Below are 21468 nucleotides of genomic sequence, written 5' to 3' on the forward strand. Positions count from 1 at the left end.
AATGGTAGATGCATCGACAGATGTCAATGCGACGTGGCAGAATCGGGACATGACGTCGCTGCCGCTCCTGCCCGTGGTCGATTCCGCCGCCTGTTGCTCCTCGGTCACCCGCGGTGTGCTCACGGCGGAGGAAGCCGAGCGCACCGCGCGGACGTTCAAGGCTCTGGGCGACCCCACCCGCGTGCGCCTGCTGTCGCTGATCGCCGCGTCCGGCGACGGCGAAGCCTGCATCTGCGACCTCACCGAGCCGGTCGGGCTGTCGCAGCCGACCGTCTCTCACCACATGCGCGTCCTCGTGGACGCGGGTTTGGCGACGCGCGAGCAGCGGGGGCGGTGGGCGTACTACCGCGTGGTGACCGACGCACTCGAGAGCGCTTCGCGCGCCCTCCGGTCGTGAATGACGTCCTCGTCCGCGCCATGACGGCGGACGATTGGGCCGAGACCGAGACGATCTACCGCGAGGGCATCGAGGCGGGGAACGCGACGTTCGAACGCCGTCCTCCCTCGTGGGAGGCGTTCGACACCGGGAAGCTCCATGTCGGACGTCTCGTCGCCGTCGGACCCGACCGGCGCGTCCTCGGGTGGATCGCGGCGTCGGCGGTGTCGTCGCGCGAGGTGTACCGCGGAGTCGTCGAGCACTCCGTCTATGTGGCCGAACACGCGCACGGTCGCGGCGTGGGCGGGGCACTTCTGCGCGCGTTCCTGAGCGAGGTCGACACGGCCGGCATCTGGACCGTCCAGTCGAGCGTCTTCCCGGAGAACACCGCGAGTCTCGCGCTGCACGAGCGCTTCGGCTTCCGCCGGGTCGGGCATCGCGAGCGCATCGCGCTGATGACGTACGGCCCGTGGGCGGGCCAGTGGCGCGACACCGTCCTCATCGAGCGACGCCGGGCGGAGTAGCCGCGGGCGCGCCGCCCCGGGCCCGCGGGTGCGACTCCGCGCGCCTTCCATGGCGGGAGCGTCGAGTTCGACCGCGAAGGTCCCGGGGGTGAGAATGGGTCGAGTGACGTCCTTCGACCCCGAGCTCTCGCCCCGTCGCGCCGCGCGCGCCGAGGCCGAGCGTCAGGCGACGGCCGCGCTCACCCTCCCCCCTTCCTCCGCACCGACGTCCGCAGACACCGTGAGCCCGGTGCCGTCCCGTCGGGAACGGCGGGCTGCTTCACCGCGCTCCCGTGTGCTGGTGCCCGCCGTGCTGCGGGGCCGCACGGTCGCCTTCCGGCGGCGTCTCGCGGTTCTCGCGCTCGTGGCGGTGGTGGTCCTCGCCGGCGGGATCGCGATCGGATCGGCCGTCGCCGCGCGTCACGACGCCGACGCGCCCGACACGGCGGCCGCGGCATCCCTGGCGGGCCCGCCCGCGGTTCCGGCCGAAGGGCTGCCCGTTCCGGTGATCTCCGAGGCGCCCGCGCCCGCGAGCCCGTGCGACGACCCGACGTTCACCTCCGCCCTGGCCTCGGGTGACGACGGCGCGACGATCGCCGCGATCGGCGGGGGCGAGGCGTTCCGAGCGGCCGTGGCGTCCGGAATCGCCCCGTGCATCTCGCTCTCGGATGCGAACCGGCAGTGGGTGGTGGTCAACAAGCAACGGCCCTACGACCCGGCCGACTACCGCCCGGGCGACCTGGTGATGCCCGACGATGTCCGCGCGCTGGAGGAGTCGGCGCTGCGCCGCCCCGCGGCCGACGCGCTGACGGCGATGGTGCGGGCGGCCGCGGACGCCGGCGCGGGGGAGATCGGATACCTGAGCGCGTTCCGCTCGTACGCGACGCAGGAGCAGACCTACGCGGGCCGCGTCGCTGTACGCGGTGTGGAGGAAGCGGATCGGGAAAGCGCTCGCCCCGGGTTCAGCGAGCATCAGTCCGGACTGGCCGTCGACATCGTGCCGTGCCGAGGGTCGTGCGGCACGCTCGACGACGTCGCGGGGTCGTCGCAGGGCGCGTGGGTGCGCGACCACGCGTGGGAGTTCGGCTTCATCACCCGCTACGACGTCGGGCGCACCGACGTGACCGGGTACGAGCCCGAGGCGTGGCACCTGCGCTACATCGGTCCGGAGCTGGCGAAGGCCTACCGCGACGGCGGGTACACGACGCTCGAGGAGTTCTTCGGCCTCCCCGCGGCGCCGGTGTACTGACGGCGGTCACACGACCACGAACAGGGCCGCCGACACCGCCCAGACGCCCAGCACGAAGAGCGTGTCGCGTGGTCGCCAGGGCACGTGGTGACGTTCGGTGCGGTCGGGGTGGGCCCCGAAGGCGCGTGCGTCCATGGCCAGGGCGACGCGCTCGGCGTGACGGATGGCGCCGGCGAGGAGGGGCACCACGGTCTGCGCCCACCGCGCGGGTGCGGTCAACGGGCCGCCGTTCGCGCCCCGCACCCGATGCGCCTGCCGGATCAGCTCCAGCTCACGCCCGAAGCGCGGAACGAACCGGATCGCCGCCAGGGCGGCATAGCCGATGCGGTACGGCACGCGGAGCTGCTGCACCAGCGCGCGCACCAGATCCGCGCCGGCCGTGGTGAGTCCGCCGATGAACGCGAGCGTCATGATCGCGGCCAGTCGCAGGCCCGTCGCCAGACCCACCCACAGGGCGCCCTCGGTCAGGGCCCATCCGCCGATACGCAGCACCTCCGTCGTCGGCGGCGCTCCGGCGGGGTCGACCCACACCGCGAACCCGAGCCCCACGACGACGACCGCGGTCGGCACGACCACGCCGAGCAGGAGGAGTCCGCGCGCGGACAGCCGCGCGCCGGCGAGGAGCGTGGCGTAGGCGAGTGCGAGGAAGGCGAGAGGGGTGCCGATGTCGCGCACGAACACCAGCGCCACCATCGCCGGCAGCGGTGCGGCGAGTTTGGCGAGCGGATTGAGTCCCGGCAAGAAGCCGCGGCGCGCGACCGGGATCGCCGTCGCGGCGGTCATCGCGCACCCCCGGGAAGGTCGCGCAGACGCGCCACGTCCGCGAGCTCGGGATGCCGCTCGAGCCCCGCGAGCGCGCGGCGCAGGGGCGGGACGCCCAGACCCGTGCGGGCGAGCAGCGGCGTGTCCGCGAAGACGGCGTCGACCGGCGCGTCGGCGACGAGGCGCCCGGCATCCATCACCACCACCCGATCCGCGTGCTCGGCGACCAGCTGCAGGTCGTGCGTCACCACGATGACGGTCGTCCCGGTGGCGCGCAGGTCGTCGAGCATCGCGAGCATCTCGTCGGCGCGGGCACGGTCCTGACCGAACGTGGGTTCGTCGAGCACGAGCAGACGCGCGCCGCCGATGAGCGCCGTCCCCACCGACAGGCGCCGCTTCTGGCCCCCCGACAGGAGGAACGGGTGCGCGTCCGCCCGCTCGGTGAGTCCGAAGCGATCGAGCATCTCGTCGACGCGGGCGCGGATCTGCGCCTCGGGCACGCGGAGTCGGCGCAGGCCGTGGGCGAGCTCGTCGAACACCGACGTCGCGAGGAACTGGTGCTCGGGGTTCTGGAACACGAACCCGACGTGCCGCGAGAGCTCCCGCTCGGGTATCCGCCGCACGTCTCGCCCGTCGAGCTGCACGGTACCGCGCGGCGGGCGCCGGACCCCGGCAAGCGCTTGCGCCAGGGTGGTCTTCCCGGCGCCGTTGCGGCCGACGACGGCGACGAACGACCCCGCAGGAACCTCGAGGTCGACATCGCGCAGCACCGTCACGCGCCCCCGCGAGATCGTCAGCCCCCGCGCGCGCAGAATCACCTCACCGCCCGCGGGCGTCGTGGGCGGACGAGGGGCGGATGCCGTCACGGGCGGTGCCGTGTCATCGAGAGCGGCCCGCAACTCCTCGGCGGTCAGGGGCAGACGCGCGAGCGCGTAGCCGGCGCGGCGCAGTCGCAGCGCCGCGAGGGTCGCGGTGGGCAGCCACACCCCGAGCTCGTGCAGTTCCGACGCGCGTTCGCGGAGCACCTCGTCGACGTCCCCGTCGGCGATGACGCGCCCCTCGCCGTCGAGCGCGACGACCCGGTCGACCAGGGGCATCGCGGCATCCAGGTCGTGTTCGATGAGCACGACCGCGCGGTCGCCGCGCGCCACGATCTCGCCGAGGGCCGCGTAGACCTCGACGACCCCGGCCGGGTCGAGGCTCGCGGTGGGTTCGTCCAGGACGAGGAGCGGGGATGCCATGGCCAGGGCGCACGCGATCGCGAGGCGCTGACGGCCCCCGCCGGACAGGACATCGGGGGAATCGTGGCGTCGTTCCCACAGCCCGACGCGCCGCAGCGCCGTCTCCGCGCGCGCGAGCACCTCGTCCACGGGCAGCCGCAGATTCTCGGGTCCGAAGCACGCCTCGTCGAGCACGGTGCCGGTGATGAGCTGGGTGTCGGGGTCCTGGAAGACCATGGCCACCGCGGGCGCGAGGTCCGCGACGGGGGTGGCGCCGGCATCCTGCCCGCCCACGACCACGGTTCCGGTGACCTCCGCGGGGACGGAGTGAGGGATCAGTCCGTTCATCGTGAGGGCCAGGGTGGACTTGCCCGATCCGCTCGGTCCGAGCACCAGTACGACTTCGCCGGGTCGCACCTCGAAGCTCACGTCGGCGGGCGTCGCACGGTCGGCCTCGAGGTGCGTGACGGCCACGTTCCGCAGACGCAGCAGGGCGTCGACGCCCGCGCGGGGCGCCGCGGCGGTCGGGTGCGGGTGGGCGGTCACGGCTGTCCTGTCGGCGAGGATGCCAGTCTAGTTAGGCGGCCCTTACCCTTCGGGCTCGACCTCTCGACGTCGAAGCGTGGGGTGCGGGGCATCGATGGTCCGCGCGGTTGCTTCTCGCCCCTTCCGCGTCTCGCGACGAGACGTGGCATCCTCACCTGGGCTACGCGGCAACCGTTGCGGCCGGCTGCAATCCGAGCTGAGGGGGAGAGGACGACGATGAGGGCTCGCACATCTGTCATCTTCCGCCTGGTCCTGGGGCTGGCGCTGCTCGCCGCCGGCGTTGCCGTGGCGATCGCCGTCGGAACCCGCATCGTCGCGGCTGCGGTCCGAGCCGACGCGCTCGGTCTCGATGGGACACCGGAACTGCCCTCTGTTCTGCTCGCGAGCGGAGGGGGCGTTCTGGGCCTCGTCGGGTTCCTCATCGCCGCAACGAACTATGTCCGGTGGCGCATCGCGTCACGCGAGGCCGCAGCGGCGGCGTCATCCTGAGCGATCGGGGGAACGCCCGCGATGTGCGGGCGTCCCTCTTCCCGCGGTCGTGGCTTCGAGTGCCGTAACGAACGGCCGTCGGCATCTGGACGCTCGGATTGCGCAAACGGTACATTCGAGTACCTTCCGCCCGAACGGATGATCCTGTGCCCGGTCTGTCCCGCCGCCAATTCCTGCACGCCACCGTCGCCGCTGCCGCCGCCACGGGGCTGAGCTTCGATGTCCTCGCGCCGCAGCTCGCCCGCGCGGCCGTGCCGCCGGCCGACGTCCCGACGACGCTGCTGCAGACGATCCGGCAGGGGGCGATCCTCTCCGGCCGATACCGCACGCTCACCACCGGCCCGGGCGAGCCGTACGTCCCGCGGATCGACGTGCTGCGGCGCACCCCGTCGCCGGCCCGTGCCACCGCGCGCCGGTCGCTGCTGTATCTCGGGCACCTGTCCGACCTGCACGTCATCGAGGCGCAGTCGCCCGGGCGGATCGAACCCATGATCGTGCAAGACCATTCGGCGTGGGGCTCGGCCTTTCACCCGCAGGACCCGCTGAGTCCGCACGCGACGGCGGCGATGGTGCAGGCGTTCTCGGACGCCCGCTACAGCCCGCTCACGGGGGCGCCGATGAGCGCCGCGATCGTCACCGGCGACAGCGCCGACATGCACTCGCACCTCGAGCTGCGCTGGTACATCGACCTCATGGACGGCCTGTCCGTCGACCCCGCCACGAGCGGCCCGACGTGGCAGGGCGTGCAGGCCTGGAGCGAGGCCACGTGGGCGTATCGCCCCGGTGACCCCCGCGGCGGCGCGTTCGGCGACTACGGCTTCCCGCAGCTGCCGGATCTTCTTTCCCAGGCGATCGGCGCGAAGGTGGCGTCGGTCGGCCTCCCGGCGCCCTGGTACGCCGTGTATGGCAACCACGACACGCTGCTCCTCGGCACGTTCGACATCAGCCCGCAACTGCGCTCGCTCGCCGTGGGCGCGCGCAAGTCGTACACCCTGGATGCCACGGCATCCACGGCGCTCGAGGGGTGGGCCGCGGGAACGAGCGTCCTTGCCCAGACGCTGGCGGCACTTGGGCTGGCATCCGGAGGCCCGGGATTCAAAGACGTCACCGCCAACCCCCAGCGCTTCCTGTTCGCGCAGCGCGACTTCATGGCCGAGCACTTCCGCACCGAGCCGACCCCCGGGCCGATCGGACACGGATTCACCGCGCACAACCTCACCTCGGGTGAGACATGGTGGCAGGCCGACCTCAGCCCGCGGGTGCGCGCGTTCGGACTCGACACGTGCAACGCCGTCGCCGGCCCCGACGGCGCGGTGCCCGAATCGCAGATGCGCTGGCTGCGCGCGCAGCTCGAGATCGCGCAGCGCGACCAGGTGCTGGCGCTGATCTTCAGCCACCACAACAGCCTCACGCTCGAGAACCGCGCCACCCGCCCGGGCGTCGACGAGAAGCTCTACGGCGCCGAGGAGTTCGTCGCGATGCTGCGGGAATTCCCCGTCGTCGTCGGCTGGCTCAACGGTCACACGCACCTCAACCAGATCCTCGCCCACACCACCGACACCGGAGGGTTCTGGGAGATCACGACGGCGTCGTGCATCGACTTCCCGCAACAGCAGCAGGTCGTCGAGCTGGTCGACAACCGCGACGGCACGCTGTCGTTGTTCACGACCGTGCTCGACCACGCGTCGCCCGCGGTACCGGGGTCCTCCGGCTCGGTCGCCGACCTCGCCGCGCGCAGCCGCGAGCTCGCCGCGAACGACTGGGCCGAGACGCCGCTCATGCGTCGCGGGTCTGCGCTCGACCGGAACACCGAGCTGCTCCTGCCGGCGCCGTTCGACCTGTCGGTGATCACCGACGCGCAGCTCGAGGCGCAGCACGTCGCCGAGCGTGCGCGGATCCTCGCGTACGAGAAGGAGCGGGGCCTGTGAGACGCATCATCGGCGGGGCCGTGCTCGTGACCGCCCTCGCGCTGACCGGCTGCTCGCAGGTCGCCGCGATCGCCCCGGTCGGAGGCACCCACCTCACCGAGGTGCGCTTCGCCACGATCGACGTCCTCGAGGAGAAGGGCATCGCCCTGGAAGCCGTCCCGACGTGCGCGCGGGCGGAGGACGGCGACGTCACGTGCGCCGGCACCACGGCCGATGGCACGGCGATCACGGCGACCTCGTCGGCATCCGACCCCGACAGCTTTTCGGTCACGGTCGGCTCCGAAACGGTGTTCTCCGGCAGCGTCAGCGCCGTCATCGACCGGGCCGCGGGAGTCACCTCGTGAGGCGGGTGCTGCTGCTCGCGGCGGTCGTGCTGGTCAATGCCGTGGTTCAGGCGCTGTGCGTGATCCCCGGCGTCACGCCGGCGGCATCCCCGGCCTTCGGCGCGCTGCTCGCGGCATCACTCCTCGCCCTCGTCGCCGCCAGCACCGCGACGCTCGTGCTCGTCGGGGAACCGGGACAGCCGCGACCCCGCGCGCTCAGGGCGCTCGCCGCCGCGACGCTCGCGCTCATGATCGTGGGGGCGCTCGCGGTGCTGTCGACCGCGACGCTCATTCCCGCGCTGCTCGTCGCGTTCGTCATCGCCGCACCGGCGGGGAACGCGGATGCCGTGCCCTGGAGCGGGCCGCGCGCCTTCCTCTGGCATCCGGTTCGAGCCGTCCTGCTCGCCGTGGTCACCCTGCTCGGGCTCGTCCTGCTGCTGGTCGCGGCACTCCTGTTCGGCTTCTTCGTGACCGGGTGGCTCGGGTCTTTCGCGACGTGGGTCGTCGCCGGCGCGCTCGGCGCGGCCCTCGCGCGGGGGTGGGCGCGCCTCGCCCGGCGTCCGAGGGGGTCGCGTCGGTGAGGACGTGCCGAGCGGGCGCGTGAGTCAGCGCCGCGACAGGCCCCGCGCCACCCCGGCGCCGCGCAGGCCCGACCCGATCGCCAGGCCGAGGGCGGTCCACGCCACCGGCCCTACGACGCCGACGACGAGATAGGTGACCTGCGCCCACGGCGCCAGCGCGCCGATGTCGGCGGCGAACCACACCGCGACCGCAACGACGGCGCCGATGATGACGGCCGAGACGAAGAAGCGGGCGGTCGCCCAGACGCGATACCGGGTGAGCGCGGCGACACCCTCCTGGATGCCGCCGAACAGCACCGCGGTGCCGAGGAAGCGGAAGGTCCACTGCGGGGCCATCGCGCTGGCCACCAGTGCCGCCAGGACATGGGTGAGCAGGGCCACCCACGGTCGACGCACCACCTGCTGCGCGATGATGCCCGGAAGCACGTGCGAGCCCAGCACCAGGCCATAGGCCCACGGGGCGGTCGCCAGCACGACGAGGGTGAGCCAACCGGCCGCGCCGCCGAGGATCCCCGTCCCCACGCCGATGGCGGCGCAGACCAGCAGCACTCGGGTGGACAGACGGGATGCCGACGACACGGGGTCAGCGTATCGCCACCGCGGCATCCGGTTCTCGGACCGCGTCCCAAAAGAAATCGTTGGTGATGAATTTGCCGTGAGTTATGTTTGTGCGACGCGCGCCGCCGATGTCGCGCACATCGCTCAATTCATCCCCCCGTTTGGAGCGCACTATGGGTCGTACCCTGCGTTCGGCCGCGGTCATCGTCATGGCCGGGCTGTTCACCACTGCCGGAGTCACTTCCGCGCAGGCCGCCGTCGTGGGCGAGGGGGTGACCCCTCCCCGACCCATCGAATCCGCCACCGGCCGCTACATCGTCGTCCTGGACGAAGCCCCCGTCGCCACCTACGACGGTGGCGAAGCCGGCCTTCGCGCGACGAAGTCCGACGACGCGCGGCTCGACACCGACTCCGACGCCGTCCGCGAGTACTCGGCGTTCCTCGAGCAGCGCCAGCAGGATGTCGCCGCCGAAGCGGGCGTCGACACCGACTACTCGTACACGCTCGCCGTCAACGGCTTCAGCGCCGCGATGGCGCCCGACCAGGCCGCGAAGCTCGCCGCCACGAAGGGCGTCCAGCGGGTCGTCCCCGACGAGATCCGCCACCCGTCCGCCGTGCCGTCGACCGAGTACCTCGGGCTCGAGGGCGACGGCGGCGTCTGGGAGCGGGTCGGTGGCATCGACGCGGCCGGTGAGGGCGTCGTCGTCGGTGTCGTCGACACCGGGATCGCGCCCGAGAACCCCTCCTTCGCGGGGGACCCGCTGGGAACGACGGCCGGCGACGAGCCCTACCTCGACGGCAACGACGTCGTCTACCGCAAGGCCGACGGCACCGATTTCCGGTCGCCGCGCGTCGCGACGGGGAACGGCTGGTCGGTCGACGACTACTCCACCAAGCTCGTCGGAGCCCGCTACTTCGACCAGGGTGCGGCCGCGACCGGCTTCACGTTCGAGGCCGACTACCGCTCGCCGCGAGACGGCGACGCACACGGCTCCCACACCGCCAGCACCGCCGCGGGAAACAACGGCGTCGAGGCCAGCGTCGAAGGCATCGACTTCGGAGCCATCTCCGGCGTCGCCCCGGCCGCCAAGGTCGCCGCGTACAAGGCCTGCTACTCGGGGCCGGATCCGCTCGTCACCACCGACGACATCTGCGCGCTGAGCGACCTGCTCGGGGCTATCAACGCCGCGGTGTCCGACGGTGTCGACGTGCTCAACTACTCCATCGGCGGCGGGGCGGCCACCACCACCCTCGCGCTCGAGGACGCGGCGTTCTTCAACGCCGCCGCTGCGGGCGTCTTCGTCGCCGTCTCGGCGGGGAACTCCGGTCCCGACGCCTCGACCGCCGACCACGCGTCGCCGTGGTACACCACCGTCGCGGCCTCCACGATCCCCACCTACGAGGGCACCGTGACGCTGCCGAACGGCTTCCAGGCTGCGGGCGCGTCGGTCTCGGTCCCCGCGGGGGAAGAGGTCACCGGTCCCGTCGTGTACGCGGGCGACATCGCGGCATCCGGGACGGATTCCGCGGACGCGGCGCTGTGCCTTCTGGGGTCGCTCGACGCCACGCAGGCCGCAGGCAAGATCGTCGTGTGCGACCGCGGGCAGAACGCGCGCGTGGAGAAGTCGCAGGCCGTGAAGGACGCCGGCGGCGTCGGCATGATCCTGGTCAACGTCACCCCGGCCTCGGTCGACAACGACTTCCACACCGTGCCGACCGTGCACATCGACGCGCGCTACCGCGACGACCTGCTCGCCTACGTCCAGGGAACCCCGGATGCCACGGCCACGCTGATCGGTGAGAACGTCACGGGCGAAGAGACCCCGACGCCGCAGGTCGCGGGCTTCTCGAGCCGCGGACCGATGCTCGCCGACGGCAGTGACGTGCTCAAGCCCGACGTCTCCGCCCCGGGTGTGGCGATCCTCGCCGCCGCGGCGAACGCCGAGGGCGCGGAGCCGACGTTCGAGTTCCTCTCGGGAACCTCGATGTCGTCGCCGCACGTCGCCGGTCTCGCCGCGCTGTACCTGGGGGAGCGGCCGCTGGCCACCCCCGCCGAGGTGAAGTCGGCCATGATGACGACGGCGTACGACACGGTCGACGCCGAGGGCGCGCCCGCGCAGGACCCGTTCGCGCAGGGTGCCGGCCACGTCGACCCGACGAAGTACTTCGACCCGGGTCTGCTCTACCTCAACGGACCCGCCGAGTGGGCGGCATTCCTGCAGGGCAAGGGCCTCGAGGACTTCGGTGTCGAGCCGATCGACGGCAGCGACCTCAACCTCGCGTCGATCTCGATCGGATCGCTTGCTAAGCCGCAGACCGTGACGCGCACCGTGACCTCCACGCAGGCCGGGACGTTCTCGGCATCCATCGATGTGCCGGGCCTGGATGCCACGGTCGAACCGTCCACGCTCACCTTCGGTGCCGCCGGCGAGACGCAGACCTTCACGGTGACGTTCTCGCGCACGACAGCCGCGGCCGAGGAGTGGACCACCGGCTTCCTCACGTGGACGAGCGGCGACACCGAGGTGCGCTCTCCGGTCGCGGTGCGACCCGCCACCGCGGAGGCTCCGGCCGAGGTGTCGGGCACGGGCCTGACGGGATCGACGGGCGTCGAGATCCTCCCCGGCGTGAGCGGCGACCTGCCGCTGACGGTGTCGGGTCTGGCCGCCGCGCAGCTCCTCGTCGACGCGGACAACCCGGTCGAGGGTCACTCGGGCGACCAGGACTCCGGCGACGCGGACGGTTACGTGCGGTGGATCGTGGACGTGCCCGAGGGGACCACTCTCTCGCGCTTCGACCTCGACTCGTCGGATGACGCCGGCAGCGACCTCGACCTGTTCGTGTCGCGCGTGGTGAGCGCCGACGACCTGCGCTACTACGAGCGGTTCACGGCGGCGACGGCCTCGGCGGACGAGCAGGTGTCGCTGACGAACCCGACGCCCGGCACCTACCTCGTCGAGGCGAACGTCTACTCGTTCACGGCGCCGTTCACGTGGGACATGACCTACGCGAACGTGCAGCCCGGCGGCGAGGGCCAGCTCACGGCGACGCCGAACCCGGTCCCGGCCGAGCAGGGCGTGGCCACGTCGTACGAGCTCGCATGGCAGGGACTCCAGCCCGAGACGCGCTACCTCGGCGTCGTGCAGTACGGCGACTCGAACGTCCGGACGGTTCTGACGGTCGACTCCGGTCAGGCCGCGCCGGTCATCGTGGACGCGCCGACGGTCACCGGTACCGCGAAGGTCGGACGGACCCTCACGGCAACCACCGGCACGTGGGACCCTGCCGAGGTGACCACGACGTTCCAGTGGCTGCGTGGCGGTGAGCCGATCGAGGGGGCGACCTCGTCGACCTACCGCGTGAAGCGCGCCGACGTGGGTGCCATGCTCTCGGTGCGCGTGACCGCCACGGCGGAGGCGACGGGGCTCAGCGGCACCGCCGACAGCGCGGGCGTGCCCGTGGTGGCATCCTCTCGCACGAGTGTCACGGTCGACCCGTGGGTGGGGCGCACGTCGAGCGCGTACACGCTCACGGTCAAGGTGCGGCCCTCGGCCGGCCCGGCCGCCACCGGCGAGGTGACCGTGACCGTCGCGGGCACGCCGTACACGGCGACGCTCGAGGACGGCCGCGCCACCATCGCGCTCGACCCGCAGACGCGCGGCCTGCGCATCGTCGAGGCGACGTACGCCGGCAGCGAGACGGTCGAGGCGTCGAAGGCGTACAGCGCGTTCATCGTGCTGCGCTGACCTCGCGCGGCGTCCGGGCTTCGGCTCGGGCGCCGCGCACGCGTGTGTGCCGCGTGCGCCGGGTGCGCCGGGTGTGCGGTTGTGCCGGGTGCCGTGTGCGCCGGGTGTGCGGTTGTGCCGGGTGCCGTGTGCGCCGGGTGTGCGGTTGTGCCGGGTGCCGTGTGCGCCGGTGTGCCGTGTGTCGGTGCGCCGTTGAGTGTCCAGGACACGCGGATGTGGTGGGCGACTGTCCGCGTGTTGCGGACACTGAACTTCCGGCACGGGCGGCGCCCGGCGGCGTGTGCCGGGTGCACGGTTGAGTGTCCAGGACACGCGGATGCCGGGGGCCCGCGTCCGCGTGTTGTGGACACTGAACTTCCGGCGGTGGGGCGGCGTGTGCCGCGTGTGCCGGGTGTGCCGGTTGCGCCGGGCGCCGTTGAGTGTCCAGGACACGCGGATGCCAGGGGCCCGCGTCCGCGTGTTGTGGACACTGAACTCCCGGCACGGGCGGCGCCCCGGGCGCGCCGGACGGCGCGGCGCTCGCGGCTACACCCTCCGGCGGCGGGGAGTCAGCCGCACCGCGGGAAGCGGGGGCGCGGGGATGCGCTCGGGGCCGTGATCCACGACGGCACCGAACCGCGGGGCCTGCGCCTCCCACGCCTCGCGCGCCGCGACGATCTCATCGTGCGAGCGGCCCACGAAGTTCCACCACATGACGATGTCGGCCTCGAACGGCTCCCCGCCGAGCAGGAACACCCGGGCGCCCTCCGCAGCGACCATCTCCACGTGATCGCGTCCCGTACCCAGGTAGAGCAGCCGCGACGCGTCGACGGATGCCGTGGCACCCGCCGCCATCGAAGGAGCCGCACGTCGCGCGGCGTCGGCGTCGACGGCATCCGTGCCCGTCTCCACGTCGGCCGAGCCGATCATGCCGTACAGGGCATATTCCCAGCCCGCCTCGAGAGGCACGCGTACGGGAACGCCCGCGGGCAGCCGGATCTCTGCACCGACGAGGGGGGTGGGCGCGGTCGCGGGGGATGCCACGCCCCCGAGCCGACCCATCACGACGACCGCGTCGGCGCCGTCGCCGAGATCGACGACGGGCAGATTTTCGTGCCGCTCGAACGCCGGCTCGCCGTGGCGCCGCGACTCGGGGAGCGCGACCCACAACTGCAGCGCGTCGAGCGGAATGGGCGCATCGCCGACGGAGTACTCCGAGTGCGCGATGCCCTCGCCGCTGGTCATGAGGTTCAACGCCCCCGGGCGGACCACGACGTCGCTGCCGACGGCATCCCGATGGCGCACTTCGCCGACGATCGGCCAGGTCACCGTCTGCAACCCGATGTGGGGGTGCGGTTCCACCCTCATGAGGGTCTCTTGCGGCCCGAAACGGTCGAGGAAGCACCAGGCGCCCACCATCGGCAGGGCGCGGTGGGGGAGCGTCCGGTGCACTTCCATACCGCGGACGCCGCCCAGCGGAACCTCTCGGGCCTCAACGACGAGGGCACGTGGGCCGTCGCATTCGACGGGACCCTCGGATGCCGGCGGGGCGACGTCCAGGCGGGTCATGCCGGCTCGCTCGGATCGGCGGAGTCGGCGGCGTCGGCCTCGTCCGGCCAGTCGATCACGAGACCGGGCACATCGTGCTCGCGCAGGTAGTGCGAGACGAAGGGGCACGTCGGAATGACGGTCTCGCCGCGGCGGGCGAGGTCGGACAGGGCCTCGCTCGCGAGCGCCGATCCCAGGCCCTTGCCCTTGAACGCGCCGTCGATCTCGGTGTGGGGGAGGACGACACGGCCCTCTCCCGCGGGGCGGAACTTCAGGATGCCGCCCAATTCGCCGTCCAGGTGCACTTCGTAGCGGTGGGCCCCGTCGTTGCGGGTCACGGTCACATCGTCGGTCATGTCGCCTCCGGTCGTCGGTGTCATCCTCAACGTTGGCAGGGTGCACGGTGTTCCGCCATCCCACCCCGTCTCCCCATGTCGCGTCATCCCGATGTCCTCCACGGCCGCGGTGAGAGCGGGCGGCCGGTGTCGGCGGCCCGGGTTACCGTGGTCGGGTGACATTCCCCGGCGCCGCCCCCGAGCCGTACGCCGACGCGCCGCCCGACGCGTTCGACACGTACGACGATCCTTATGCGGGCGCCGACTGGGACCCCGATCTGTTCGCGCCGCCCGACGATCCCGACGCGCCGCCTCCGCCGGTGGATGCCACGGCCTCACCGTTCGCGCGTGCCGCCGTCGCGACCGGAACCGCGCGCGAGCTGCCCGAGGTGCGGGATTTCACCGGGCGCGACCCGCGCGACGTGCTGCACGAGGTCTACGGTTACGACACCTTCCGCGGCGATCAGGCCGCGATCGTGCAACGGGTCGTCGACGGCGGGGACGCCGTCGTGCTGATGCCCACGGGCGGTGGAAAGAGCGTCACCTACCAGGTGCCGGCGCTGGTTCGCCCGGGCACGGGTCTGGTCGTCAGCCCTCTCATCGCGCTCATGCACGACCAGGTCGACGCGCTCGTGGCCAACGGCGTCCGCGCGGCGTACCTCAACTCGACGCAGGCGCCCGCCGAGCGCCAGGCCGTCGAGCAGGCCTATCTCGCCGGTGATCTCGACCTGCTGTACGTCGCGCCCGAGCGCCTCAACGGTGCGCAGACCCTCGGGCTGCTGTCGCGCGGGCAGCTCAGCGTCATCGCCATCGACGAAGCGCACTGCGTGTCGCAGTGGGGCCACGATTTCCGCCCCGATTACCTGGCCCTCGGCGACCTCGCCGATCGTTTCCCCGGCGTGCCGCGTATGGCGCTCACCGCGACCGCGACGCCCGAGACCGCGCGCGAGATCGTCGAGCGTCTTCGCCTGCGCGATGCTCGCACGTTCATCGCGAGCTTCGACCGACCCAACATCCAGTACCGCATCGAGGCGAAGGTCGACCCTCGGCGTCAGCTGGTGTCGTTCATCCGCTCGCAGCCCGAGGGGTCGGCGGGCATCGTCTATGCCCTCAGTCGCAAGAGCGTCGAACAGACGGCGGCCTATCTCGCGGCGCAGGGTCTCGACGCGCTGCCCTACCACGCGGGTCTCGACGCGTCGGTACGAGCCGCTCATCAGTCGCGCTTCCTCCGCGACGACGGCGTCATCATGGTCGCGACGATCGCGTTCGGGATGGGCATCGACAAGCCCGACGTGCGCTTCGTCGCCCACATCGACCTGCCGAAGTCGGTCGAGGGCTACTACCAGGAGACGGGCCGCGCCGGCCGTGACGGCGACCCTTCGGTCGTGTGGATGGCCTACGGTCTCGGCGATGTCGTCCAGCAGCGCCGGATGATCGACCAGTCGCCGGGCGACCGGTCGTACAAGATGCGCCTCGGACAGCACCTGGATGCCATGTTGGCCCTGTGCGAGACGGTCGGATGCCGCCGCCAGAACCTCCTGTCGTACTTCGGCGAGCAGTCCGAGCCGTGCGGCAACTGCGACACGTGCCTGACGCCTCCCGACACGTGGGACGGGCTCATCGCCGCGCAGAAGCTGCTGTCGACCATCGTGCGTCTGCAGCGCGAGCGCGGGCAGGCTTTCGGTGCCGGACACCTGATCGACATCCTCCGCGGTGCCAAGACCGACCGCATCGCGCAGCAGGGTCACGACCGCCTGACCACGTACGGACTCGGCGCCGACCTCTCCGATCAGGACTGGCGCAGTGTCATCCGTCAGCTGCTCGCCCGCGGGATCATCGTCGCCCAGGGCGACTACGGCACTCTCGCCCTCAGCGAGGCGTCGGCCGGGGTGTTGCGGGGGGAGACGCCGGTGCCCCTGCGCCGCGATGCGCTCGGCCGCTCGAGTGGCGGCGGGTCGAGCCGTCCGCGCAAGTCCAGCGCCGACGATGTCGCCGCGGGGGACCGCGACCTGTTCGAGGCGCTGCGCGCCTGGCGTGCGGAGCAGGCCCGCGAGCAGGGCGTCCCCGCCTACATCGTCTTCGGTGACGCGACACTGCGCGCAATCGCCGCCGAGCGACCCGCGTCGATGAGCGACCTCGACGGCATCACCGGCATCGGCGCCAAGAAGCGCGAGGCCTACGGCGACGGCATCCTGACCGTCGTGGCCCAGCACTGACCTCGGCCGCCACGCTGCAGTGGTGCCGCTGCGGTGCTCCTGCGCGCTGTGCCGCGGCGATACCGCGGCGCCCGTGTCGGCCGTGTCTCCGCAGCAGGCGATGCATCGAGAACAGGCGATGCATCGAGAACAGGCGATGCGTCGAGAACAGGCTGATGCGCGCGATATCGCCCTGTTTCCGGCGCGGAGCCTATTCTCGCGGCGCCAGTCCGCTCGGCCCGGCTCCCGGCCGGACGTCACCAAGATGTTGACGCCCCACAACGACAGGCGGCAGCGTCGGCCGCCGGGCTTGTGCACACCCAATACAGTGTTTGATCGACCGTTGTGGGACTCCTACCGTGGAGGCATCCCTTTGCAACGTCGAAAGGTGCCGAAAATGACCGACGCCGCCGTCCGTCCCACCACGCCCGCCACGAGCACGCGTACGCCCGTCGGGGGAGCGCCCACCGCGGCCCACTCGGCCGCGGAGGCGGCCGAGAACCGCATCGACATCGAGCGGGTCACCGACCTCCTGCTCGGCACGTGGGCCGAGACCCGCCGCGAGGCGCGCGAGATGCTGAAGGACCCGATCTTCTGGCGCGACGACAGCCTCGGCATGGACGCGCACCGCGAGCGCACTCTGGGCCAGCTGCACGAACTCGTCGCCCGAAAGGCGGTGCATCGTGCGTTCCCGAAGCGCTTCGGCGGCGAGGAGAACAACGGCGCGAACATCGCCGGGTTCGAAGAGCTCGTGGCCGCCGACCCCAGCCTGCAGATCAAGTCGGGCGTCCAGTGGGGGCTGTTCGGGTCGGCCGTCCTGCAACTGGGCACGCAGAAGCACCACGAGAAGTGGCTGCCGGGCATCATGAGCCTCGAGATCCCCGGGGCGTTCGCGATGACCGAGACCGGGCACGGCTCGGACGTCGCCGCGATCGGTACGACGGCGACCTATGACGCCGACACCGAGGAGTTCGTCATCCACACGCCCTTCCGTGGTGCGTGGAAGGACTACCTCGGCAACGCCGCGCTGCACGGCAAGGCGGCGACGGTGTTCGCGCAGCTCATCACGAACGGTGTGAACCACGGCGTGCACTGCTTCTACGTGCCGCTGCGTGACGATGAGGGCAACTTCCTGCCCGGGATCGGCGGCGAGGACGACGGCCTCAAGGGCGGCCTCAACGGCATCGACAACGGCCGCCTGCACTTCGACCAGGTCCGGGTGCCGCGCGCGAACCTGTTGAACCGCTACGGCGACGTCGCCGCCGACGGCACGTACTCCAGCGACATCGCCAGCCCGGGTCGTCGGTTCTTCACGATGCTCGGCACGCTCGTCCAGGGTCGCGTCTCGCTCGACGGAGCCGCCGCGTGGGCGTCGGCCATCGGCCTCACCATCGCGATCACGTACGGCAACCAGCGTCGTCAGTTCGACTCCGGCAGCGGAACCCCCGAGGTCACGCTGCTGGACTACGGCAAGCACCAGCGCCGCCTGCTCCCGCGCCTGGCGACCACGTACGCCGAGATCTTCGCTCACGACGAGTTCCTGCAGAAGTTCGACGGCGTCTTCAGCGGTCGCCTCGACACGGATGCCGACCGCGAAGACCTCGAGACCCTCGCCGCCGCGCTCAAGCCGCTGTCGACCTGGCACGCTCTGGACAGCCTGCAGGAGTCGCGCGAGGCGTGCGGCGGTCAGGGATTCCTCTTCGAGAACCGTCTCGTGGGGCTGCGCGCCGACCTCGACATCTACGTGACCTTCGAGGGCGACAACAACGTCCTGCTGCAGCTCGTCGGTAAGCGCCTGCTCGCCGATTACGCCCGTCAGTTCAAGGGCAAGGATGCCAAGGCCCTCGCCGCGTTCGCGGTCGGGCAGACCGCCGGGAAGCTCTTCCACGGTGCGGGCATGCGTCAGCTCGGCCAGGCCGTGACCGACCTGGGCTCCACGGCGCGCTCGGTCGAACGGGGCCTGCGCGCACAGCAGCAGCACGAGCTGCTCGCCGACCGGGTGCAGCAGATGATCGCCGACATCGCGGGGCGCCTGCGCCCGGCATCCAAGCTCTCCCGTGAGGACGCGGCGGCACTGTTCAACGAGAACCAGGCGGAGCTCATCGAGGCGGCCCGGGCCCATGGCGAGCTGCTGCAGTGGGAGGCGTTCACCGACGCGATCAACCGCGTGAGCGACGACAACACCCGCCAGGTGCTGACGTGGCTGCGTGATCTGTTCGGTCTGCAGCTCATCGAGAAGCACCTCGCCTGGTACCTCATCAACGGGCGGCTGTCGACGCAGCGCGCGGCCGCGGTGTCGAGCTACATCGACCGCCTGTGCGTTCGCCTGCGCCCCCACGCGCAGGACCTCGTCGACGCGTTCGGGTACGGCCCCGAGCACATTCGCGCGTCCATCGCCACCGGGGTGGAGGACGACCGCCAGAACGAAGCCGCGTCGTACTATGCGGCGCTGCGGGCCTCGGGCAACGCCCCGGTGCCCGAGAAGAAGCCGGGCAAGTAGGCGCAGATCGGTGGGGAGGGCGGTGGTCGTGAGGCCGCCGCCCTCCGCCGTGTCAGGCGCGGCGCAGGAGCACCAGACGGACGATGGCGATTCCGGCGATGATGGCACCCGCGAACAGCATGATGAGGGCGAACCACAGCGGCCCGTCCACGCCGATGGCCACCAGACCGACGACGATCATGATGATCGCGAGGACCAGGCCGAGGAAGAGCGAGACGCGTGTCCGACGAGGACCGAGGGGAACGGTGTGCATAGCCCGGAGGCTAGCGGCCCGCCGGTCGGCTGACCAGCTGTCTCGCGGGCGATCGTGTCGGGACCCCGGCCTACCCTGAGAGCATGAGCGACCTCATCATCGACGCCGACGGCAGAGCCCGGTGCGCGTGGGCGGGCGACGATGCCGAGTACCGCCGGTACCACGACGAAGAGTGGGGCACCGAGCTGCGGGGCGATCGTCCTCTGTTCGAGAAGATGAGCCTCGAGGGCTTCCAGGCCGGGCTGTCGTGGATCACGATCCTGCGCAAGCGTCCGCGCTTCCGCGAGGTGTTCCACGGGTTCGAACCGTCGGTCGTCGCCGCGTTCGGGCCCGACGACGTGGACCGGTTGCTTCAGGATGCCGGGATCATCCGCCATCGCGGAAAGATCGAGGCTGTGATCGGCAACGCCGCCCTCGTCGCCGACATGGCTGACGGCGAGCTCGACGCCCTGCTGTGGTCGTTCGCGCCCGCCAGCCACACGCCTCCGTCGTCGTTCGCCGAGGTGCCCGCCGTGACGCCCGAGTCCGAGGCGATGAGCAGAGAACTCCGCCGCCGCGGGTTCCGCTTCGTCGGCCCCACCACCATGTACGCGCTCATGCAGTCATCGGGCATGGTCGACGACCACGTCGCCGGGTGCTGGCGCGCGGCCGCCTGACCGCACCGCTAGACTGGATGCAGGAGCTCTCGCTCCGCGCGTCGTCGAACGCACCGGCCCCCTTCCCGCGGGCCTTTGACCTTCACGGCGAACGGATGCGCCACCCGGCGCCTTCGCCCATTGCAGCCGCAGCATCGCGGCATCCCGAACCGCCGTGCGCGCGTGCGCGCCGGCAGGAGACTTCATGACGTCCCAGACCTTCACCGACCTCGGCGTGCCCGCGCCCCTGATCGCCGTGCTCGCCGAGCAGGGCAAGAACGAACCGTTCCCGATCCAGGCGGACACGCTGCCCGACACGCTGGCCGGGCGCGATGTGCTCGGTCGCGGTAAGACCGGCTCGGGCAAGACCCTCGCGTTCTCGTTGCCCCTCGTGGCCCGGCTCGCCGCGAAGAGCGACCGTCGCCGCGGTCGCCGTCCGCGCGCTCTCGTGCTCGCCCCGACCCGCGAGCTCGCCAACCAGATCGACGAGGTCATCAAGCCCCTCGCCGCTGCCTACGACCTGGTGACGACCACCGTCTACGGCGGTGTGAACCAGAAGCGTCAGGTCGACGCCCTCGCCGCGGGCGTCGACATCCTCGTGGCCTGCCCCGGTCGCCTGGAAGACCTCATCGGTCAGGGCTTCGCGAGCCTCGACGCGATCGAGATCACGGTCCTCGACGAGGCCGATCACATGGCCGACCTCGGCTTCCTTCCCGGCGTGACCCGCCTGCTGGCCCGGACCCCCGCCGACGGCCAGCGTCTGCTGTTCTCGGCGACGCTCGACAACGGCGTGGACAAGCTCGTCAAGCGCTTCCTCCGCAACGAGGTGCTGCACTCCGTCGACGAGGCCCACTCGCACGTCGCCGCCATGACGCACCACGTGTTCGTCTCGGCCGATGCGGATGCCAAGAAGGAGCTCGTGCAGACGCTCGCTTCGGGCACCGCGCGCCGCATCCTCTTCATGCGCACCAAGCACCAGGCCAAGAAGCTGGCGAAGGCCTTGACGGCCGCCGGCATCCCCTCGGTCGACCTGCACGGCAACCTCTCGCAGCCGCAGCGCGACCGCAACCTCGCCGCTTTCGGCGACGGCCGCGCCAAGGTGCTCGTCGCCACCGACGTCGCCGCGCGCGGTGTGCACGTCGACGGCGTCGAGCTCGTCGTGCACGTCGACCCGCCCGTCGAGCACAAGGCATACCTGCACCGCTCGGGCCGTACGGCGCGCGCGGGCACCGCGGGCGATGTCGTCACGATCATGCTGCCCGAGCAGCGTCGCGACACCCTCGACATCCTCCGCAAGGCCAAGATCGCCGTCACCCCGCAGCCGGTGACCCCGGCATCCCCCGAGGTCGTCGCGCTCGTCGGCGAGGTCGCCCCGTACGTCAAGCCCGAGCCGATCGTCGCGCAGCCGCAGGGCGGCGGGCGTTCGCAGGGTGCCAACGCTCAGCGCAAGCGGGCCGCCCGCGGGCAGGGGTCCTCGGATGCCGCCCCCCGCACGTCCGCGCCCGGCGAGGGTCGCCGACGTCGGGGGCGTGGAGCCGGTCAGGGTGCCGCGACCGCCGACGGCGCGCAGCCCGCGCGCCAGGGCCAGCGCTCCGGTGCGGGCCGCGGACAGGGCGGCACCGCCCGCGCGGGTGCGGGCACGGCACGTCCCCAGGGCGCCGGGCGCTCGGCATCCGGCACCCCCACGACCGGCATGGTCGTCGGTCGGGGCCCGCGCACGAACCGTCGCGCCCAGGGCTGAC

18 protein-coding genes are annotated in these 21468 nt (G+C 71.9%); 12 read left to right on the forward strand and 6 right to left on the reverse strand.

Features of this window, described 5'->3' with window-relative positions; translation table 11 throughout:
- The first annotated feature begins 49 nt into the window (after positions 1 to 49).
- The 3 genes from MHY30_RS06450 to MHY30_RS15315 all read left to right on the forward strand — a co-directional run bounded on the left by MHY30_RS06450 (position 50) and on the right by MHY30_RS15315 (position 2128).
- Complete coding sequence (locus tag MHY30_RS06450; protein WP_239276054.1) at positions 50 to 397, forward strand: helix-turn-helix transcriptional regulator; 348 nt, start codon at positions 50 to 52, stop codon at positions 395 to 397.
- Complete coding sequence (locus tag MHY30_RS06455; RefSeq protein WP_239276055.1) at positions 394 to 900, forward strand: GNAT family N-acetyltransferase; 507 nt, start codon at positions 394 to 396, stop codon at positions 898 to 900. Before MHY30_RS06450 ends, MHY30_RS06455 begins: the two co-directional genes overlap by 4 nt.
- Positions 901 to 1003: 103 nt before the next feature.
- A complete protein-coding gene (locus MHY30_RS15315; RefSeq protein WP_239276056.1) occupies positions 1004 to 2128 on the forward strand; it encodes a M15 family metallopeptidase in 1125 nt (374 codons plus the stop codon).
- Between the two features lie 6 nt (positions 2129 to 2134).
- Here the strand turns inward: MHY30_RS15315 and MHY30_RS06465 are convergent, their stop codons facing one another.
- Together MHY30_RS06465 and MHY30_RS06470 are read right to left on the reverse strand one after the other, a co-directional pair.
- A complete protein-coding gene (locus MHY30_RS06465; RefSeq protein ID WP_239276057.1) occupies positions 2135 to 2911 on the reverse strand; it encodes an energy-coupling factor transporter transmembrane protein EcfT in 777 nt (258 codons plus the stop codon).
- Positions 2908 to 4656, reverse strand: coding sequence for an ABC transporter ATP-binding protein (locus MHY30_RS06470; RefSeq protein WP_239276058.1), 1749 nt, complete (start codon positions 4654 to 4656; stop codon positions 2908 to 2910). Before MHY30_RS06470 ends, MHY30_RS06465 begins: the two co-directional genes overlap by 4 nt.
- Before the next feature lie 216 nt (positions 4657 to 4872).
- Between MHY30_RS06470 and MHY30_RS06475 the strand changes: the two genes are divergently transcribed.
- The 4 genes from MHY30_RS06475 (at position 4873) to MHY30_RS06490 (ending at position 7977) form a co-directional block, all read left to right on the forward strand.
- Entirely contained in the window at positions 4873 to 5145 is a 273-nt protein-coding gene (locus tag MHY30_RS06475) for a hypothetical protein (protein WP_239276059.1), read from the forward strand.
- Positions 5146 to 5291: 146 nt separating this feature from the next.
- Positions 5292 to 7073 (forward strand): TIGR03767 family metallophosphoesterase, encoded by a 1782-nt coding sequence (locus MHY30_RS06480; protein WP_239276060.1) that lies wholly within the window; start codon positions 5292 to 5294, stop codon positions 7071 to 7073.
- Positions 7070 to 7417, forward strand: a complete 348-nt coding sequence (locus tag MHY30_RS06485) for a hypothetical protein (RefSeq protein WP_239276061.1) — start codon at positions 7070 to 7072, stop codon at positions 7415 to 7417. Before MHY30_RS06480 ends, MHY30_RS06485 begins: the two co-directional genes overlap by 4 nt.
- On the forward strand, positions 7414 to 7977 hold the full coding sequence (locus tag MHY30_RS06490; protein ID WP_239276062.1) for a hypothetical protein: 564 nt from the start codon (positions 7414 to 7416) through the stop codon (positions 7975 to 7977). Before MHY30_RS06485 ends, MHY30_RS06490 begins: the two co-directional genes overlap by 4 nt.
- A gap of 24 nt (positions 7978 to 8001) precedes the next feature.
- Here the strand turns inward: MHY30_RS06490 and MHY30_RS06495 are convergent, their stop codons facing one another.
- Positions 8002 to 8556: an ECF transporter S component gene (locus tag MHY30_RS06495; RefSeq protein WP_239276063.1), complete on the reverse strand. Its 555-nt coding sequence runs from the start codon at positions 8554 to 8556 to the stop codon at positions 8002 to 8004.
- A gap of 152 nt (positions 8557 to 8708) precedes the next feature.
- On the opposite strand from MHY30_RS06495, the gene MHY30_RS06500 reads away from it, so the two are divergent.
- On the forward strand, positions 8709 to 12281 hold the full coding sequence (locus MHY30_RS06500; protein ID WP_239276064.1) for a S8 family serine peptidase: 3573 nt from the start codon (positions 8709 to 8711) through the stop codon (positions 12279 to 12281).
- Between the two features lie 525 nt (positions 12282 to 12806).
- On the opposite strand, the gene MHY30_RS06505 is transcribed toward MHY30_RS06500, so the two are convergent.
- Both MHY30_RS06505 and MHY30_RS06510 read right to left on the reverse strand, forming a co-directional pair.
- Positions 12807 to 13829 (reverse strand): pirin family protein, encoded by a 1023-nt coding sequence (locus MHY30_RS06505; protein WP_239276065.1) that lies wholly within the window; start codon positions 13827 to 13829, stop codon positions 12807 to 12809.
- Complete coding sequence (locus tag MHY30_RS06510; protein ID WP_239276066.1) at positions 13826 to 14164, reverse strand: GNAT family N-acetyltransferase; 339 nt, start codon at positions 14162 to 14164, stop codon at positions 13826 to 13828. The genes MHY30_RS06505 and MHY30_RS06510 overlap by 4 nt, the downstream gene beginning before the upstream one ends.
- Before the next feature lie 155 nt (positions 14165 to 14319).
- Here MHY30_RS06510 and recQ point away from each other — a divergent pair, with 155 nt between their 5' ends.
- Both recQ and MHY30_RS06520 read left to right on the forward strand, forming a co-directional pair.
- The gene (gene recQ / locus MHY30_RS06515) at positions 14320 to 16359 is read left to right on the forward strand and encodes a DNA helicase RecQ (protein WP_239276067.1); all 2040 of its coding nucleotides are present in this window, start codon (positions 14320 to 14322) and stop codon (positions 16357 to 16359) included.
- 376 nt (positions 16360 to 16735) lie between these two features.
- Complete coding sequence (locus tag MHY30_RS06520; RefSeq protein ID WP_239276068.1) at positions 16736 to 18838, forward strand: acyl-CoA dehydrogenase; 2103 nt, start codon at positions 16736 to 16738, stop codon at positions 18836 to 18838.
- Between the two features lie 52 nt (positions 18839 to 18890).
- On the opposite strand, the gene MHY30_RS06525 is transcribed toward MHY30_RS06520, so the two are convergent.
- Complete coding sequence (locus tag MHY30_RS06525) at positions 18891 to 19091, reverse strand: hypothetical protein (protein ID WP_239276069.1); 201 nt, start codon at positions 19089 to 19091, stop codon at positions 18891 to 18893.
- An 83-nt stretch (positions 19092 to 19174) separates the two neighbouring features.
- On the opposite strand from MHY30_RS06525, the gene MHY30_RS06530 reads away from it, so the two are divergent.
- Positions 19175 to 19747, forward strand: a complete 573-nt coding sequence (locus MHY30_RS06530) for a DNA-3-methyladenine glycosylase I (protein ID WP_239276070.1) — start codon at positions 19175 to 19177, stop codon at positions 19745 to 19747.
- Between the two features lie 184 nt (positions 19748 to 19931).
- Positions 19932 to 21467 carry a DEAD/DEAH box helicase gene (locus MHY30_RS06535; RefSeq protein WP_239276071.1) on the forward strand — a complete coding sequence of 512 codons (1536 nt, stop codon included), beginning with the start codon at positions 19932 to 19934 and terminating at the stop codon, positions 21465 to 21467.
- Position 21468 lies beyond the last annotated feature (1 nt).

The sequence above is a fragment of the Microbacterium sp. ACRRU genome (genome assembly GCF_022346945.1).
Classification (GTDB): Bacteria; Actinomycetota; Actinomycetes; order Actinomycetales; family Microbacteriaceae; genus Microbacterium; species Microbacterium mcarthurae.

Excerpts from the sequence above, each read along its gene's own strand:
- MHY30_RS06450 (WP_239276054.1), top strand. The coding sequence starts at position 50 with ATGACGTCGCTGCCGCTCCTGCCCGTGGTCGATTCCGCCGCCTGTTGC.
- MHY30_RS06465 (WP_239276057.1), bottom strand. The coding sequence starts at position 2,911 with ATGACCGCCGCGACGGCGATCCCGGTCGCGCGCCGCGGCTTCTTGCCG.
- MHY30_RS06475 (WP_239276059.1), top strand. The coding sequence starts at position 4,873 with ATGAGGGCTCGCACATCTGTCATCTTCCGCCTGGTCCTGGGGCTGGCG.
- MHY30_RS06500 (WP_239276064.1), top strand. The coding sequence starts at position 8,709 with ATGGGTCGTACCCTGCGTTCGGCCGCGGTCATCGTCATGGCCGGGCTG.
- MHY30_RS06505 (WP_239276065.1), bottom strand. The coding sequence starts at position 13,829 with ATGACCCGCCTGGACGTCGCCCCGCCGGCATCCGAGGGTCCCGTCGAA.
- MHY30_RS06510 (WP_239276066.1), bottom strand. The coding sequence starts at position 14,164 with ATGACCGACGATGTGACCGTGACCCGCAACGACGGGGCCCACCGCTAC.
- MHY30_RS06520 (WP_239276068.1), top strand. The coding sequence starts at position 16,736 with ATGACCGACGCCGCCGTCCGTCCCACCACGCCCGCCACGAGCACGCGT.
- MHY30_RS06525 (WP_239276069.1), bottom strand. The coding sequence starts at position 19,091 with ATGCACACCGTTCCCCTCGGTCCTCGTCGGACACGCGTCTCGCTCTTC.
- MHY30_RS06530 (WP_239276070.1), top strand. The coding sequence starts at position 19,175 with ATGAGCGACCTCATCATCGACGCCGACGGCAGAGCCCGGTGCGCGTGG.
- MHY30_RS06535 (WP_239276071.1), top strand. The coding sequence starts at position 19,932 with ATGACGTCCCAGACCTTCACCGACCTCGGCGTGCCCGCGCCCCTGATC.